Below are 16,975 nucleotides of genomic sequence, written 5' to 3' on the forward strand. Positions count from 1 at the left end.
AACACACACAATATCCATTGCGAGGGATAGGTATGCACACGTCAGTACACTGGGATGTCATTATTATCGGTGCTGGCCCCATAGGGCTGGCCGCCGCGTGGAATTATGCGCGTGAACATCAGGATCATAAAATTTTGGTGCTGGAGCAATATGCGCTATTTACGCAATTAGCGGGTACCAGCGGGGAGGAACGCCATTGGCGTTTGCAATATTCGGAATTGGAAATATTCCGCCTTACCCTGGAAGCCGACAAATTATGGCGGCAGTTGGAACAACAGGCGGACAGAAAACTGATCCACCGCATTGGCAGCCTGTGGTTCGGCGATGCGGATGTCTGGACCAATGAGGGGCAGATCCGTCAAACCATGCTGTCGATGGATGAGATGAGATTGCCCTATGAACGTCTGACGATGCGCGAAATCGAACGGCGCTACGGTTTTACCGGTCTGGACAGCAACTATGAAGGGTTCTTGCAGCAAGACGGCGGGGTAATCGATGTTAAAGGTACCCTGACGTCGCTTTACACTCTGGCTAGCGAGGCCGGCGTGGAATTCCAGTTCCAACAATGCGTGAAGGCCGTGGAGCCGGATGCGCGGGGGGCAACGGTGCTGACGGCGCAGCATCGCTATCGCGCCCGTAAGGTGCTGGTCGCTGGCGGGCCGGGCAGCAAGAAGCTGCTGCGCCAGCTGGATATCGATCTTGCGCTTTCCACCTATGAGATGGCTTGCATCAGCATGCTGCGCAGTCAGCGTCTGGGGGCCAACGATCCCTTCTGGTTTGCTTTCCAACCGCCGGTGGAGAGCGACAGTAACCTGTTTTACGGTTTCCCGCCCAATCCGTGGTCAGTCAATGGATTTGACCGACTGGGGACCGATTTTGAAGTGGATCCGATCACCGAAGCCAATGCGCCGAGCTATCGGGCCAACCCGCAACACGTTGAGCGAGCGCTGGAGTTTGCCCGGCGGCATATGCCGTTCCTCGAGCCGGACAAACAACATTCCGCCGCGAGCTGCCTGGCGGTGTTGCCTACCGATCCGGCGCGTCAATTCTATCTCGACAGCGCCAAGGGCCGCTGCCACGGCGGCGAGCATCTGGTGGTGTCGGCAGGTGGATGGGCATTCAAGTTTACCCCTCTGATGGGGCAAATTTGCGCCGATCTGCTGGCGGAACGAGAACCTCGGTGGGACATCAGCGCATTGCGCTTCTAATCGGAGAACCTCTATGCAGCAGGTGAACAGCAATGACCGGGATATCGCCTTGGTGGGCATGGCCTGCCGCTTCCCGGGCGCCGAGGACGTGGAAAGCTGGTGGCATAACTTGATCAACGGCGTCGAATCGCTGGTTCGGGTCGACAACGAGCAACTTGACTCGGCCGACGCGGGCTATATTCCCGTCGCCGCACCGGTAGCCGGCGACATATCCCGCTTCGACGCGGGATTCTTCGGCCTGAGTGCGCGCGAAGCGCTGCTGATGGATCCCCAGCATCGGCTCTTTTTAGAGTGCGCCTGGCACGCTCTGGAAAACGCCGGAGTAACGCCGGGTGAGCTTGACGATACGGGCTTGTTTGCCGGCTGTAGCAGTTCCGATTATTTACGTCAGGCACAGGGCTCTGCGTTGCTCGACAAACTCAACCCTTCGCCGTTCGAGCGGCAAATCGCGAGCGATAAAGATTACCTCACCAGCCGAGTGGCCTGGCACCTAGGCATCGGGGGGCCGGTGTGTAATGTACAGGCTGCTTGTGCCACTTCGCTGGTGGCGGTTTACGAAGCGGTTCACGCGTTGCGCAGTGGCCGTTGCAATATGGCTATGGCCGGCGCTTGTACCCTCAGGCTCCCGCAACATGAAGGATATTTCGCGCAGCAAGGCATGGTGTTTTCCACCGATGGGCACTGTCGGCCGTTTTCTGCAGATGCCAGCGGCACGGTGTTCGGCAGCGGCGTCGGCATTGTCGTGCTGAAACGGCTGTCTGACGCACAGGCGGCCGGTGACGACATCATTGCGGTGATCAAAGGCGTAGCGATGAACAATGACGGCGCGCGCAAAGTCAGTTTTACCACCACCAGTTTGCACGGCCAGCAACGCCTGCTGCGCCAAGCTATGGACGATGCCCGCCTGGCACCGGAAGATTTTCGCGCCGTCGAAGCGCACGGCACGGGAACGTTGGCCGGGGATCCCATCGAATTTGAGGCGCTGAACGGCGTTTTCCGCGAGCGGACGACGCACCGGGCTTTCTGCGCCATCGGTGCAGTCAAGGCTAACGTCGGGCACCTGGAAACCTGCGCCGGCATGGCGGGACTGATCAAGGCCGCGCTGCAAATCAAACACGGTTGGCTCACGCCGCAGATCAACTTTGACTCGCCGAACCCGGAAATGGCGTTGGCGGATAGCCCGTTTGAGTTTCTCTGTTCCGCTCAACGTTGGGATCGCGACGATCCACGCAACGCCATCGGCGTTAGCGCCTTCGGCATCGGCGGTACCAATGCGCATGTCGTGCTGGCAAGGCCGCCGAAAACGCCTCAAATGCGGGCGGCGATAGCGCCGTTGGCGACTGTCGTGCCGATCAGTGCGCAATCGGAGCAGGCCTGGCATCGCTTGGTCAAACGTTATCAACAGCGGCCATGCGGCGAGAACGACGAACGCCTGGCCTGGAGCGCACAAAGTGGAAGAAAGTCGCTGCGTTATCGCGGCACTCTGCATATCGGCGAGCAGGGCGTGTTGAGCATGAAAGAAAGCATGGTGGATACGGGAAAAGGGCGTTTGTCGGTGGTTTTCCAATTTCCCGGGCAGGGAAGCCAGTTTATCGGTATGGCCAGCGAACTGATGGCGCAGGATGCGACATTCAAAACGCTGATGAATGACAAGCTGCAGATATTGCAAACACAGGCTGCACTGGATCTCTCCCCGTTGTTTACCGGCCAGGCGGCCCCCGAAACAATTAACAACACGGCCTTGACGCAGCCGGCCCTGATCGCCGTCGAGATCGCCGTGGCCGAACTGTTGAAACATTACGGCGTCGAGCCGGATTGGGTCGTGGGGCACAGTTTGGGTGAGATTGCCGCCGCCTGGGCCGCCGGTGTGTTCTCGGCGCAAGACGCGTTGGTGTTCGCCGCCCGGCGCGGGCATCTGATGGCCGGGCTGCAGCCTGGTGCGATGCTGGCGGTAGAACTGAGCGCTCAGCAAGCCCAACCCTGGCTTGGCGATCGGCTGTCTCTGGCGGCGGAAAACAGTGAGAACGGCTGCGTGCTTTCTGGCCCGGTGGCGGCGATTCGCGCCTGCGAAGGACAGATGCGGGACAGAGGAGTACGTTGCAAGGTGCTGAGCGTTTCGCACGCGTTCCACTCGGCGTTGATGGATCCCATTCTTGATGAACTGGCCAGCATTGCGCCGCCGCCGCGTGAGTCGACGTCAAAGGTCCGCTACGTCTCCGCATTGCTGGCGACCGAAGTCGCTCCCGCGGCGCTCGATGCCCGCTATTGGTCACGCCATGCCCGTGAACCGGTGGATTATCACCGCGCCTTGCAACACCTACCGCGGCGCGGAAAAACGCTTTTCATCGAAGTAGGGCCGGGATCGACACTCACGGCGCTGGTCGCGCAGCTAAAATCCGCCGGCACCGTAACGGCGGTGCGCACCTTGCCGCGCCGCGACGAAGCCCAGAGCGAAACCGCCGTGTGGATCCAGGCGCTGCAAAAAATCTGGCGTGCCAGCGTCAACGTTAACTGGCGCCGCCTGTGGCAACAGCCTCCTTCCCGCATTGCATTGCCAATGTATCCCTTCGATCCGGCGCAATGGTGGTTGGGCGAGCGAGATATGCAGGGGCCGGAAGCAGGGCGAACATCGACGACGGCGGATAAACCCGATCCGCAGATGGCGCGCATCTGGCGCATTTGGGGCGACGTGACCGGCGTGAACCCTGACTCCAACCACTGCGACTTTTTTGACGCCGGCGGGCAATCGCTGATGGCATTGCGGCTGATGGCCTTGTTGGAACAAGAGTTTGGCCGGTCGGTAGGCATGGCCGATTTCCTTAAGCGGCCAACGCCGTGGGGCATAAAACAACAGTTAGACCAGGCTGGAGCATTCGAGCAAGAATCCCATTAAAACAGGATGGCAAATTATGTCAGTTAACAATGAATTGCTGAATACGCACAACCAATATCAGGTAGAAACGATCGTAATCGATGACGACACGTCATTCACTCTGGCTTACTCGTCGCAGATCAAGCTGCTGCCGGCCAATGGCGGGATCCGCTGGCGCAACTATGCGTCCCGCCAGCAGCAGGAAGAAGAGGCGATCATGCTGGCGCAGCGCATGTCGCTGAAGCATGGATTGTACAATACCGGTTTCAGCGGTGGCAAAATCGTGGTGAACAGCAAGCGTTCTCCCCAAGAACAACCGGCGGTGCTTGAAGCGATCGGCGACCTGCTCAATCGCTATGGCGGCACCATGTTTACGGGATGCGATATCAATACTGGCAATCGAGAGATGGACTATTTGCGGCAGTTTACGCCATGGATCCTGAATGCCATGGACAGCCCGCAAGTCGACACGTCGGTGGCGACGGGCTACGGCGTCTGGAGCTCGATGAAAAAGGTGTTGACGCTGCGGCTCAATCATTTGCCGCGGGCCCGCATTGCTATTCACGGCATGGGTAAAGTCGGGGCGGAAGTGGCGAAACAAAGCCTGCTGTTCGGTTGCGAAGTGACGGCGTATGACATCAATCCTGCGGCGCAGTTCCCGCCTGGGGTCCGCCGCGTCAGTGAAGACGAACTCTGGGCGCAATCCAGCGAGGTGCTTTGCATCGCGTCCTTGTCCAACATATTAAATGCGCAGAACGTTGAACAACTGAATACGCGTTGGGTGATTAGCAGCGCCAATTCGCCGTTCAGTACGCCGCAGGCAGAACAGCGGCTGCTGGCGCGCGGCATCCACTATCTGCCGGACTATGTCAGTAATGCCGGCGCGGTGATCTGCGACAGCATCGAAATGGCGTTCACCGACCGGTATAACCAAATGAATCAGGAACAGGTCAATGCCTATGTGCATTCCGTGATTGGCGCCAAGACCGAGGAGTTGCTGCAGCGTGCTCAACTGCTCAATTGCGATGTCGGGCAATTGTTGCAACCGATCAAATCCGCCGCCATGGTGGCGTAACAATGGGCCGGGAAGCCTGCGCTTTCCCGGCCTTAGCTGTTTAACGGGCATAAATTCATGATCATCGTAAAAGACGCTTTGCGGAGCAAAGTGGAAACCGAGTCACAGGGGCACCGCACCGTGCTGTATACAGCAAGTGGTCAACCCAGTTATATGCATGTGATCTCTCGCTTTACGCTGCAAGAGGTCACATCAGGGTTAGGAGAGGCGGTTCATCCTGCCTTTATCGTCAACGGCCAACTTAAAGACGCCTTTTTTTATGGCTGTTATCCGGGAACTCTGGTCGATGGAGAACTGGTCAGCCAACCCGATACGGCTCCGGCGAGCTGGCACGATCTGGCCACATTTCGTCGGGCGGTGGCGCGCAACGGCGCCGGATGGCATATTGGCACCAATGCGGAATGGGCCGCGCTGATGTTCTGGTGCCGCCATCAAGGATGGCCGGAGTTGGGCAATACCGAGAGTGGCCGGTCGCATCACGATCGCCGTCAGTATGGTAAACGATGCGACGGCGGTGCCGTGGGCGATGGACAGGGCGATCCGACAACCTTTACCGCATCCGGCCCGGGAGCCTGGTATCACGACGGTACGCCGTACGGCATCGGCGATCTGTGCGGTAATTTGTGGGAATGGCAGCACGGGCTGAAATTGGTCGCGGGGGAAATTCTGCTCTTGCCGGATAATGACGCCGCGATGCCAATGACCGAAGATGAAGACGAACGCTGGCGCGCGGTCGACCTGGCGACAGGGGCATGGGTGCTGCCCGGCAGTGGAGGGACGGCTAAATTCGATGCAGTCGCACCCATTCGTACAGGCAATGCCGGCGCGCCGCTTATTACCGACTCTATTCAGCATTTTAACGGCGATCCGCAGGATAACGGATATCCGCCTGGATTGATGGACGATGCGTTCGATCGTATTCGCATGGCAAGCGGGGCACCGTTACCGGATGTGTTGAAAATTCTTGGCATTGTCCCTCATCACCGGTGTGCGGACGGCGATCAGGTTTATCTGCGTAATTACGGTGAACGCATTCTGATGCGCGGCGGTGCCTGGTATTCCGGCGCCGCCGCCGGACTGAGGACGCTGTGCCTGAGCCATGGTGCGGGGCACGCTAGTGCTACGGTCGGCGCCCGGCCGGTATGGTGTTTGTAAGCTGTTGGCGATGCACTGGCCTGCGCAGCGGCCGTAGCCGCCGCGCAGGGGGTTATTGGCTGATCGTCTGCTGCAGCGCCTGAACGGAAGAGGCGATGCCGGCATCGACCGACATGGTCAGGTCTTCCATTTCCAGCGACACCCAGTCGTTGTAGCCCATCATGCGCACCACCGAGAAGAACTCCTTCCACCACTGCAGATCCCGGCCGCAGCCGACGGCGACATAGTTCCAGGCGCGGCCGGCCACCTTGTCGATCGGTTTGGTTTCCAGCAGTCCGTTAACTTCGACGACACCGCGTTCCAGGCGAACGTCTTTGCCGTGTACATGGTGAATGGCGGGGCCAAGGGCGCGAGCGACCGCGATGGGATCCGCGCCCATCCAGATCAAATGGCTGGGATCGAGGTTCAGGCCCACCATCGGGCCAACGGCCTCGCGCAGCCGGAACAGCGTTTCCGGGTTCCACACAAGCATGGCGCTGAAGTTTTCCAGCGCAAAGCGCTCAACGCCGCACGCTTTGGCTCGGGCGACCAGTGCCTGCCAATAGGGGATCGCCACCTCATTCCATTGATAATCCAGACAGTTTTTCACCGTCGGCGGCCAACTGACGGTATAGGTGATCCAGTTGGGGATGGTGTCATGCGGGCTGGCCGGCGGCAGGCCGCTCATCATGACGATCTTCTTCACCCCCAACAGGCCGGCCAGCTCCAGCGTATTGTCGGTTTGGCGCAGATGGCGCTGCCCCAGCTCGCCCGGATCGAGCGGATTGCCGGAGACATTGAGCGCGGCGATCTCCATGCCGCGGCTGGCCAGCGCCTGCTGCAGCTGCCGGCGTTTGGCGGGGTTGGCCAGCAGATCGTCGGCATCCAGATGGGGCGCCGGGGACCAACCGCCGGTGGTCATTTCCACGCCGCGCACCCCCAGCTCCAGCAGCCGATCCAGCATCGGCTCGAAGGGTAAATGGCCAAGGCTGTCGGTACAGAACGAAAGTTTCATGGTGCTTTCCTTATTGGTAATTGACCCAGGTGGCGCCGTTGTCGGCGGAGCGAACGCAGTTTTCAATCCAGCGCACGCCTTCCAATCCGGCATCGATATCCGGATAGATCAGCGCGGCCAGCGTCTGCCGATCGCCGCGCTGACTGGCGCTGATCGCGATGGCGAACTTGAGGTAGATATTGGCCCAGGATTCGGCCAGCCCTTCGGTATGCAGCGCGCCGAGCCGCTCTTCGGCCAGCGCGCTGTCGTCCAGATAGGGCATGCCGTGGTGCAGCGTTTGGCTGGGCCGCCCCTGGATCTCATAGCGCAATTCGCCGGGCGTGGAATCGCTCCATTGCAGGCTGGCGCGTGAGCCCACCACGCGGATGCTTTGGCTGTCCATCGCGCCGGCGTTGATGGCAGAAGCCCACATGCGGCCGACGGCGCCGTTTTCGTAGTGCATGAGCACCATGGCGTTGTCTTCCAGCGGGGCGCGGGAAGGAATAAAGCTCTGGCGATCGCACAGCAGGGAGGCAATCTTCATATCGGGCATCACCAGCTGCGAGATGTAGAAGGTGTGAGTGGAGATGTCGCCCAGCACAAAAGAGGGGCCGGCGATTTTCGGATCGACGCGCCACTTTTGTGCCTCGAACGTGTCCGCGCTTTCGTTGGCATTGAAGCCGTGGGTGTACTGCAATTCGACCATGCGTATTTCGCCGATGTCGCCGTTCGCGATCATGGCGCGCATCTGCATCAGCAACGGATGGCCGGAGAAGCCGTAGGTTACGCCGACGATCAGGCCTTTCTCCGCCGCCAGCGCCTTGATTTCTCTCGCCTCCGCCGTGGTGAAGAACAGCGGCTTTTCGCAGATGATATGCAGGCCGGCATTCAGCGCGGCGCGCGTGATTTCATAGTGGGTGCCGTTGGGAGTGGCGATGGTTACCACCTCAACGCCATCTTCGCGGTTAGCTTCTTGCTCCAGCAGCTGTTGATAGTTGTCATAGCAGCGTTCGGCGGGTACGCCGAGATTGACGCCAAACTCACGTCCGCGCGCCGCGTCGATATCAAAGGCACCGGCAACCAGCCGATAGGCGGTGTTGTCGCGCAGTGCGCCGGAACGGTGTTTGTAGCCCACCTGGCTGAGGCGGCCGCCGCCGATCATCGCCCAACGCAGCGGGCGAGGGATGCTTCTTTCACCATTTAACATGCTGACTCCTGATACTGTGGTTTTGCACTCGGGTGCAAAGTGGGTTGAAAAAGAGAGTGGCAACGGCTTATTTCTGATTCATCTGCGCGAATTGCGGGTAGGTTTCTCGCGTCACGGTGGCGTAGGGTACCCAGTTATAGGGCTCGGTTTTGGCGTGATCCAACATCGCTCGGGTCACCTGCACCGCGCCGATCGCCTGGGCTTTGGCATCCTGGAAAATGGTCACCGCCAGGTCGCCGTTTTTGATAAATTGCAGGCCGTCGGGCGTGCCATCGATACCGGCAACCAGCACGCCATTCTTTTTGGCCTGCTTCAGTGCCATGATCGCGCCGATGGCCATCTCATCGTTGTTGGCGGCGATCGCATCGATCGGCGTGCCGTTCAGCAACCAGCCGGAAACCACGTCGACCGCTTCGTTGCGCTGCCATTTGGCGGTCTGTTTCTCTACCACTTTCAGGTCTTTGTGTTTGGCGATCACCGCTTCTACCGCACGGGTACGTTCGCGGGTTTCTTCGTTGGATAGGGCACCCATCAGGATCGCCACGTTGCCGCGGTAATTCATTTTTTTCGCCAGGGCCTCCATCTGCAGGCGGCCGCTGAGCGCCGAATCGGAGCCGACGTAGGCCGTCGCGCCGCTAAGCGGCACTTCGGGCTTGCGGTTGACGAAGATAAGGGGGATCGCGGCGCGTTGGGCAGCCGTTATCATCGGCTGGACGCCTTGCGTATCGACCGGGTTGAGGATAATGGCATCCACGCCCTGATTAATCAGATCGTCTACCTGCTGCACCTGCAGGGCAACATCGCCCTTGGCATCGACGAACTGGCCTTGCAGCTGCTGCGCAGCCAGTTCTCGTGCCATTTGGCTGCGCAGGATGGAGACGAAGTTGAGATCGAAGTTGGCCAGCGCCACGCCGACCTGGTAGGTCTTGGCCTGGGCGGTCACGACAAACAGCGAGCAGGCTAACATCAACAGCAGTCTGGTTTTTTTCATTACGGTATCCTGTTGAGAAAAGAGGCGTTGTAGGCAAACAGCGAATTTGCAACCGGGTGCAAAGCAGAAGGCAAAACGGCCGTGAGTCTCTGAATGCCACCGTGAATGTCGGCCATGGATAAAATTTGGTCAACTGGGGAAAGGTGAAAACAGCGCGGACGATCACAAACTCTTTACTTTTTGCACCCGGTTGCATAACAAATTGCAATCGGGTGCAAAAACGGGACATAATTGCAGTAGGCATGCCGGCAGGCGCTTAGGGGATCTGAGCGAGCAGGGTATAGTGTGACTTCACCGAAGCAGAGATCGACGCAACCATGACGAAACACCACAAAGCCACCGCCAGCGATGTCGCCGAAAAGGCCGGCGTCTCTAAATGGACGGTATCGCGCGCCTTTACGCCCGGCGCGTCGATCTCAGACAACGCGCGTGAAAGCGTACTGACGGCGGCGGCCGAGCTGGGCTATCGACCCAATCTGCTGGCGCGCAGCCTGTCGCAAAAACGCACGCACATCATCGGCGTGGCCATCGACGAAATGAAGAACCCGCATTCGATGATGATGCTCGATATGGTCACCAAACAGCTGCAAACCCGCGGCTATATGGCGCTGCTGCTGAACATCACCGCGGGGGAAAACTACCGGGCGGTGATGGCGATGGCCGATCAGCTGCAGGTCGATGGCATTTTGTTCCTGGCGACGGTGTTAACCCAAGAGTGGGCGGCGATCGCGCAAGATCTGCATCAGATCCCGCTGGTGCAGGTGTGCCGCAATACGGAAAGTGAACACATTGATGTGGTGAACATCGACGGCTACCGCGCCGGCGAAGAGATCGCTGGGTTGCTGATAGAACAAGGGCATCGGCGCTTTGGCTACATGAAGGGGCCAGACACGCAAAGCAGCCATTTGCTGCGTATGGAAGGCTACCGCGACAAACTGATGGCCGCCGGTTTTCAGCTGGATCGGGTGCTCACCGCCGGCCACTACGATCGCCAGCGCGGTTTCCAACTGATGAGTGAATACCTGCAGGCAACGCCGGAAAGTGAGCGGGTTGAAGCGCTGTTCTGCGAGAACGACGTGCTGGCACTGGGGGCGCTCGAAGCGCTCAGGCAAGTAGCACCGTCGTCAGCCATGGCCGTGGTAGGTTTCGACGATATCGACGAAGCCGGCTCAGCCAATTGGGCGCTGACCAGCTACAGCCAACGCATTGACCGGTTAGTCGAGGAGGCCTTGAATCGCCTGATCGACAATCGCACCACGGCAGACGGCGCCTGGCGGCATGGAGAGTTGCGAGTTCGGCGGTCGCATTTGGCTGGGAAACCGGCGTAAGGATTTCTTTTTGTGTGACAATGTCACTATTGAGGCTTGATGAGAGCACATCGAGATGTAAAGAAGAAACTCTATAGAAGAGAAAGCGTTACATCCAGAGGGCCCATCGCCAGCGGTGGTAAGTACCGCTGGGAACGCCATGGCAAACAGGCAGACGATGAGCAGTTGCCACTGCGTGAAAGTATGCATGGGCAGATACAACATGGCATGGATTACACGCCGCTATTTCAATTTCTGCTCAGTAAAGTGGGCCAACCCTGGAATGAAGTACATAGCGAAGCGGTAAGTCGGTTGGATAAAGAAGCGCCTATTTTTTACCTGGTGGCGCTGCACCGTAAAAACTGGCAGAGCTATGTCCGCTGTGGTGAGTCGAGCTATTACAGCGGACTATGCATAGATGATCACGGGATACTGCAGAAAGTGAACCCGGCATTCACCGCAGAAGATGTGCCGGTGAGATGCCGCTGTTGTACCTATACGTTCAACGGGGAACTCGTACCCGTCACGGAAAAGAACTGGCAAAAACCCTATGAGAAGGAATCCTGGGAATAGTCAGGTTTCACGAGTGTCATTCTGGTGTAGATTGACTGCCGAAGTTTGCCAGATTTCACGTAGCGCGATCAAAAAAGGAGGGCATTTTGACCCATTTTGCACAGTGGCTTAGCCAAATTCAGGCGCTTGAGGTTGAACTGCACCAGCCAACAACGCGCTGCGATCCGAAACATGTCGCGGCATTGTTGCATGAAGACTTTGAAGAGATTGGTCGTTCAGGCCTACGTTATGACAAATGCCAAACCGTTGCGGCGCTGGAGATGGAAACGGATTATCCGCCGATTTTCGCCGAAGGGTTTAAGCTGGCGAAAATCAGTGAAGGCGCCGTGTTGCTGACGTATAAAAGTTTTCAGCGTGACGCGCAGGGCCGCGCCGTTCGTTGCACCGAACGCTCATCGATTTGGCTCCTGACGGAAAAGGCGGGTTGGCAGATGCGCTTTCATCAAGGTACGCCGACTAAGGGCTAAACTGAGATGGGTTGACAGATGGGCTTAAAACATAAAAAAGGATGTCAGCCTGATAAGCCTTGAAGGTGAGGTGAGAAAGGACGGGCAGGATAACCCCGGTGCGTACCCAGTGATTCTATTTAACATAATATACATTATGTGCACCTGTGTGGTGATATGTGGATTCTTCCGTCCAGGCCTGATCATGGGCTTTCTCCTGCGGCCAGCCATGCCAGCGCCAGCTGCTCATGCCGCTGAACAAATTCGTTTTTCAACCGGCCATAAGCCGCCGGGTTTTGCCGGCTGTCTTCTGCTGCCTGGCGTTTGATTGCCGCATATTGCTGAGCAACACCCTGATGCTTGCGCAGATAATCTCTGAACGCCAAATGTCTGATCGCCTGTTCACTTCCTGTAGTAAATGCATGTACGTGATGCGTGCGATCGCCGTTTCCCTTGATGTAGTAACGTCTGCCAGCAATGCCGTTCTCGCCACGCGGCGTATATCCCATGTTACGCATCCCGTCATTCAAGCCATCCAACGCCGCCAGACTTTCAACCTCCAGCAAGATATCAATCGTTGGTTTGGCTGCCAGTTCCGGTACTGCTGTGCTGCCGATATGATGAATGGCCGTTAAAACGCCAGCCAATATCTCGCGTAGTTTCAGCGCTTCATCTTTATAACGTTCCACCCACTGCGGATCATAAGCTTCGATCGTGATAATGCGTGCTGACATTTTCCACTCCAATAATGATGACCAGGCATGGTTTCCAATGGCGACCTGCCGATATTGGCCAGAAATCCCCTGCTTTTTTGATCGCGCTACGTGAAATCTGATAAAACCTGGCGGCTACGATACTGCAGATTTCTCCCAAACGCGTCACTTAAACGGGCACTATTTGTATGCCAAATGCGCATCGGCGTGCGTTTGCATCGCTTTCGGCGCCCACCACGGCGTTGGCTATACTGAATGGGAATATTCTTCCACGCTCCTGGAGCCTCCCCATGTTTGACCATGTGAAATTTGGCGTCAGCGACTTTGCCCTCAGCAAAGCGTTTTTCCTCAATGCGCTGGCGCCGCTGGGCGTAAAGATCGTTGCCGAAGGTGAACCCGACTATGGCGTTGAGCTGTGCCCCGATCGGGGTAATGTGTCATTATGCCTGTTTCAGACCGATGAAAAACCGGCGCATCTGCACCTGGCATTTGCCGCAAGCAGCCGTGAACAGGTCGATGCGTTCTATCACGCCGCGCTAAATGCCGGCGGCATAGACAATGGCGCGCCCGGTTTACGGCCCAATTACCATGCCCACTACTATGCGGCGTTTGTGATCGCCCCGGATGGCCACAATATCGAGGCGGTTTGCCATAAACCGATGAGCTTGTGATTTTACCAGTTAAAACAGCGTATTAATCACGAATTGATGTACTCTATTTAACATAACGCAATTGTTACGCGGTCACTTATCGTTACCCCGTCACGTCAATCCACTCTGCTCCGGTGATGCTGGCCAGTCGCTGTGGCGCAATTCTCACGCCTGAGTTATCGCTGCCGCCTGCCGGAAGCACTTCACCGTAGCTGCACAGGCTGCGGTCGCAGTAAATTCTCACCGTTTCCGGTGCGGCAAAGGGGCAAACGCCACCGGGCGGATAGCCGGTCAGCGCCTCCACCTCCTCTGCCGGCAGCATACGCGCCTTTACGCCGAAGAATTGTTTGTACTTTTTGTTGTCGATTCTGGCGGTTCCCGCCATCACCAACAGCACCACGCCGTCGTTCACGCGAAACGACAGCGTCTTGGCGATCTGCCCGCTCTCCACCCCAAAGGCTTCCGCCGCCAGCGCCACCGTAGCGGTATTCTTTGCCAGCACCGTCACCGCCGTTTCCGGTGCGTGCTCGGCCAGAAATCGCTGAACGCGCTCTATACTCATGCCCTTCCTCCTGATGTTGCTAAGCCATTGATAATGCCGCAGTGATGGCTTCGGTTTTAACACCGCATGCTAAAAATGAGAATCAAAATTGTTCAAATCGGTAAATCTGAACAAAGCTTTAAGGGGCCAATGCCCTTTTTACCTATCATTTTTCATGGAGATACCTGCATGACCACGCAAACGACAGCAAGGCCCTCGGCGGCCGCAGTGGCCGTCTATGAATGGCTCAACCCGATACCCTATGGATTTTTCACCGCGGCGCTGATCTTCGACATCATCTATGCCTGCACGGCGAACATTCAGTGGGTCAATGGTGCAGGCTGGCTGATCGCCATTGGCCTGGTTTTTGCCATTATTCCCCGGCTGATTAACCTGGTGCAGGTGTGGTTCGGCAGCGGCCGGCGGCAGGGTTCATCGGTCAAACTCCATTTCTGGTTGAATCTGATCGCCATCGTTTTCGCCATCATCAACGCTTTCGTGCATAGCCGGGATGCGTACGCCGTGGTGCCGGAAGGCCTGGTGCTATCTGCCATCGTGGTCGCGCTGCTGAGCGTGGCTAATGTTCTGCTGGCCCTTGCCACCCGTGCAAAATAAGGAGGTTTTCATGAAGCTATCATCCCTGGCGCTCACTCTTGCTGCCGTTTTGGCGGTGGCCGGCTGCGATAACAGCGCCGTCATTTCGCCGGAACAACAAATGGGCCCGGATCCGACATTACCGCCGGCGCAAAACTTTCTGATCCCGCCGATGCAGGTGCCTAAGGGCGTGGGTTGGCAACAGAACCAGATGCCGAAAGTGGCCGAAGGATTGAAAATCGACAAGGTGGCGGACGGTTTGCTGCATCCGCGCCAGCTGCTTACCCTGCCCAACGGCGATGTGTTGGTGGTGGAAGCCAACGGCCCGGGCACCGAAGCGGTCAGCACGACCAAGCAGCTGATCGCCGGGCTGGTGAAAGGCCAATCCGGTAAAGGCGGCAAAGGCGGCAACCGCATCACCCTGCTGCGCCCAACTGCCGACGGCGGCTGGGAAAAGCATATCTTCCTCGAGGGGCTCGATTCTCCGTTCGGCGTCCAGCTGATTGGCAACACCCTGTACGTGGCCAACACCGGCAATATCATGCAGTACGCCTATCAGCCGGGCGAAACGCGCATCAGCGATCCGGGTAAAGAGCTGGCTGATTTGCCGAACACCATCAACCACCACTGGACCAAGGCCCTGCTGGCCAGCCCGGACGGTAAAAAGCTGTATGTCGGCGTCGGCTCCAACAGCAACATCACCGAAAATGGCCTGGCCGTAGAGTACCGGCGCGCCGCGGTACTGGAAGTGGACACCGCCTCTGGCGCCAGCCGCATCTTCGCCAGCGGCCTGCGCAACCCAACCGGGCTGCAGTGGGAACCGCACAGCGGCAAGCTGTGGGCCATCGTCAACGAGCGTGACGAGATCGGCGCCGATCTGGTGCCGGACTATCTGACCTCCGTGCAGGACGGCGGCTTCTACGGCTGGCCTTACAGCTATTTCGGCCAGCACGTCGATCGTCGGGTGCAGCCGGCGCGGCCGGATCTGGTGGCGAAAGCCATCAAACCGGACTACGCCCTCAGCTCGCACGTCGCACCGCTGGGGCTGCTGTTCTACACCGCGAGCGCTCTGCCGGCCGAGTATCGCGGCGGCGCCTTTGTCAGCGAGCACGGCAGCTGGGATCGCTCGCCGCTGAACGGCTACCGGGTCAGCTACGTGGCGTTTGAACAAGGCAAGCCGGTCGGCAAACTCAAAGCGGTCGTCACCGGCTTTGTCTCCGATGATGAGAAGGAACTCTATGGCGCACCGGTAGGGTTAGCAATTGACAAGTCCGGCGCCCTGCTGATTGCGGATGACGTGGGCAATACCGTTTGGCGCGTCAGCGCTAAATAAGGTTAACGGGCAGGTTCCGACGAACCTGCCCGTGACATTGTCACTCAATAACCTGCGCCAGCCAGACCGTCCTTCCCCCACAGGTGGGATCTTCCACTACATGGTCCACCACGCGGAAGCCGTTCTCCTGCAATAAATGCCGATACTCCTCCGGTGCCAGGCTGGCGTGAAACAGCGCCTGGCCTTCGAAGCTGCCGATCGCCACGCCGTCTGCAGGGCCGCTGGTGAACATCAGTGCGGCATGCGGTTTGGCATGTTTTCTGAACAACGGAAACATGCGGCGCTGATCGTCACGCGCCAGATGAAAGAAGCTGTCCCAGGCCAGCAGGCCATCGAACTTCGCCGACAAATCCAGCTGGCGCATATCCATTTGTCGCCATTCCTGCTGCGGAAAACGCTGCCGGCAGCGCGCGATCATCGCCTGCGCACCGTCGATGCCGGTCACGCGATACCCCTGCTCGATAAAATAGGCGGCGATCGGCGCGCCATTGCCGCAGCCGAGATCCAGCAGCCGCGCATTGGCCGCAGTGAGCTGCAAAAAGCGGTCGAGCCACGGCCGTTCAAACAGCGTGGTAGGTCTGAGGCGTTCCCAGGCGGCGGCATGTTCGTCATAAAGCAGAATAATCGTGCTCGCCAGTTTTTCCGTCATTAATATTGTCCCCGTCACGTTATTGGCGCAAAAAAAATAGCCTTTGGTCAGGATTAAAGCGCTTATCCGATAATATATTCATCAACAGACCGTTGACCAGAAATAAAAGGTTTTAACATTTCTACATAAACCAGTACAATTCCCTACCCTGTGTTAACCCTTTTTTTAGGTTGATTGTGTCGTTAATTCAGCGCTCTGCATCGCGAAATCGGGCCGCCGCCTGGTTAGGGATGTTTGCCATTCTGATGTTGTTCATTGCGCCGGTGGTCTCGCGATCCCTGGAGCATGTACGCGCCGGAAGTGCTGGAACGACCGCCATGGCGGATTGCGGCATGGCGATGCCGATGCATCACGGGATGCATTCGCCGCCGCCTGAGCCTGAAAAAGCCTCACAGCCGCTGATGCAGCACGGCGGCGGCCACCACAACATGGCGATGATGATGGACGACAGCGCCTGCGGCTACTGCGTGCTGTTGCTGCACGCGCCGCTGCTGGACGTGAGCCACGCCCCACTGTTCTGGTCCCAGTCGCTGGCTTCACGCCCGCCGCCGATCCACTACCTCGTTCCCCTGTTTGCCCACGTTGTTCACACCGAATTACAGCCGCGCGCGCCCCCCATTTCTTTCCTCTGATTTAACAATAAGCCCATTGCCGTTCTCTGTATTGCCGTTGATCGCTTCAACCCGGC

General features: G+C 58.1%; 17 protein-coding genes. 11 read left to right on the forward strand and 6 right to left on the reverse strand.

Annotated elements, in window-relative coordinates; all coding sequences use genetic code 11:
• Positions 1-32: 32 nt before the first annotated feature.
• Genes QMZ29_RS06970 through QMZ29_RS06985 form a run of 4 tightly spaced genes read left to right on the forward strand, consistent with a single transcriptional unit; the run spans position 33 to position 6,310 of the window.
• On the forward strand, positions 33-1,208 hold the full coding sequence (locus tag QMZ29_RS06970) for an NAD(P)/FAD-dependent oxidoreductase (RefSeq protein ID WP_197769609.1): 1,176 nt from the start codon (positions 33-35) through the stop codon (positions 1,206-1,208).
• A 13-nt stretch (positions 1,209-1,221) separates the two neighbouring features.
• Positions 1,222-4,101 (forward strand): type I polyketide synthase, encoded by a 2,880-nt coding sequence (locus tag QMZ29_RS06975; protein ID WP_060433074.1) that lies wholly within the window; start codon positions 1,222-1,224, stop codon positions 4,099-4,101.
• Positions 4,102-4,117: 16 nt separating this feature from the next.
• The gene (locus QMZ29_RS06980) at positions 4,118-5,155 is read left to right on the forward strand and encodes a Glu/Leu/Phe/Val dehydrogenase dimerization domain-containing protein (protein WP_060433075.1); all 1,038 of its coding nucleotides are present in this window, start codon (positions 4,118-4,120) and stop codon (positions 5,153-5,155) included.
• Between the two features lie 57 nt (positions 5,156-5,212).
• A complete protein-coding gene (locus QMZ29_RS06985; RefSeq protein WP_060433076.1) occupies positions 5,213-6,310 on the forward strand; it encodes a hypothetical protein in 1,098 nt (365 codons plus the stop codon).
• Between the two features lie 52 nt (positions 6,311-6,362).
• On the opposite strand, the gene QMZ29_RS06990 is transcribed toward QMZ29_RS06985, so the two are convergent.
• From QMZ29_RS06990 to QMZ29_RS07000, 3 genes are all read right to left on the reverse strand, one after another.
• Positions 6,363-7,304, reverse strand: a complete 942-nt coding sequence (locus QMZ29_RS06990) for a sugar phosphate isomerase/epimerase family protein (RefSeq protein WP_197769605.1) — start codon at positions 7,302-7,304, stop codon at positions 6,363-6,365.
• 10 nt (positions 7,305-7,314) lie between these two features.
• Positions 7,315-8,490: a Gfo/Idh/MocA family protein gene (locus QMZ29_RS06995; protein ID WP_060433078.1), complete on the reverse strand. Its 1,176-nt coding sequence runs from the start codon at positions 8,488-8,490 to the stop codon at positions 7,315-7,317.
• 67 nt (positions 8,491-8,557) lie between these two features.
• On the reverse strand, positions 8,558-9,481 hold the full coding sequence (locus tag QMZ29_RS07000) for a substrate-binding domain-containing protein (RefSeq protein ID WP_197781518.1): 924 nt from the start codon (positions 9,479-9,481) through the stop codon (positions 8,558-8,560).
• A 317-nt stretch (positions 9,482-9,798) separates the two neighbouring features.
• Between QMZ29_RS07000 and QMZ29_RS07005 the strand changes: the two genes are divergently transcribed.
• The 3 genes from QMZ29_RS07005 to QMZ29_RS07015 all read left to right on the forward strand — a co-directional run bounded on the left by QMZ29_RS07005 (position 9,799) and on the right by QMZ29_RS07015 (position 11,828).
• A complete protein-coding gene (locus QMZ29_RS07005; RefSeq protein ID WP_261424502.1) occupies positions 9,799-10,809 on the forward strand; it encodes a LacI family DNA-binding transcriptional regulator in 1,011 nt (336 codons plus the stop codon).
• Positions 10,810-10,848: 39 nt separating this feature from the next.
• Positions 10,849-11,361, forward strand: a complete 513-nt coding sequence (locus QMZ29_RS07010) for a hypothetical protein (protein ID WP_043137327.1) — start codon at positions 10,849-10,851, stop codon at positions 11,359-11,361.
• An 86-nt stretch (positions 11,362-11,447) separates the two neighbouring features.
• Positions 11,448-11,828: a nuclear transport factor 2 family protein gene (locus QMZ29_RS07015; protein WP_141968818.1), complete on the forward strand. Its 381-nt coding sequence runs from the start codon at positions 11,448-11,450 to the stop codon at positions 11,826-11,828.
• 182 nt (positions 11,829-12,010) lie between these two features.
• On the opposite strand, the gene QMZ29_RS07020 is transcribed toward QMZ29_RS07015, so the two are convergent.
• Positions 12,011-12,541, reverse strand: a complete 531-nt coding sequence (locus QMZ29_RS07020) for a GrpB family protein (RefSeq protein ID WP_060433080.1) — start codon at positions 12,539-12,541, stop codon at positions 12,011-12,013.
• A gap of 269 nt (positions 12,542-12,810) precedes the next feature.
• On the opposite strand from QMZ29_RS07020, the gene QMZ29_RS07025 reads away from it, so the two are divergent.
• On the forward strand, positions 12,811-13,191 hold the full coding sequence (locus QMZ29_RS07025; protein WP_261424986.1) for a VOC family protein: 381 nt from the start codon (positions 12,811-12,813) through the stop codon (positions 13,189-13,191).
• An 82-nt stretch (positions 13,192-13,273) separates the two neighbouring features.
• Here the strand turns inward: QMZ29_RS07025 and QMZ29_RS07030 are convergent, their stop codons facing one another.
• Positions 13,274-13,732 (reverse strand): YbaK/EbsC family protein, encoded by a 459-nt coding sequence (locus QMZ29_RS07030; RefSeq protein ID WP_261424505.1) that lies wholly within the window; start codon positions 13,730-13,732, stop codon positions 13,274-13,276.
• A 168-nt stretch (positions 13,733-13,900) separates the two neighbouring features.
• Here QMZ29_RS07030 and QMZ29_RS07035 point away from each other — a divergent pair, with 168 nt between their 5' ends.
• A complete protein-coding gene (locus tag QMZ29_RS07035) occupies positions 13,901-14,326 on the forward strand; it encodes a DUF2231 domain-containing protein (RefSeq protein WP_060433083.1) in 426 nt (141 codons plus the stop codon).
• A gap of 10 nt (positions 14,327-14,336) precedes the next feature.
• Entirely contained in the window at positions 14,337-15,638 is a 1,302-nt protein-coding gene (locus tag QMZ29_RS07040) for a PQQ-dependent sugar dehydrogenase (protein WP_197781521.1), read from the forward strand.
• 40 nt (positions 15,639-15,678) lie between these two features.
• Here the strand turns inward: QMZ29_RS07040 and QMZ29_RS07045 are convergent, their stop codons facing one another.
• On the reverse strand, positions 15,679-16,287 hold the full coding sequence (locus QMZ29_RS07045; RefSeq protein WP_261424511.1) for a class I SAM-dependent DNA methyltransferase: 609 nt from the start codon (positions 16,285-16,287) through the stop codon (positions 15,679-15,681).
• Between the two features lie 245 nt (positions 16,288-16,532).
• Here QMZ29_RS07045 and QMZ29_RS07050 point away from each other — a divergent pair, with 245 nt between their 5' ends.
• Complete coding sequence (locus tag QMZ29_RS07050) at positions 16,533-16,919, forward strand: DUF2946 domain-containing protein (RefSeq protein WP_254599058.1); 387 nt, start codon at positions 16,533-16,535, stop codon at positions 16,917-16,919.
• Positions 16,920-16,975 lie beyond the last annotated feature (56 nt).

Origin of the sequence: Serratia sp. PF-27, from assembly GCF_030053255.1 — a bacterium.
GTDB classification, from domain to species: domain Bacteria; phylum Pseudomonadota; class Gammaproteobacteria; order Enterobacterales; family Enterobacteriaceae; genus Serratia; species Serratia bockelmannii.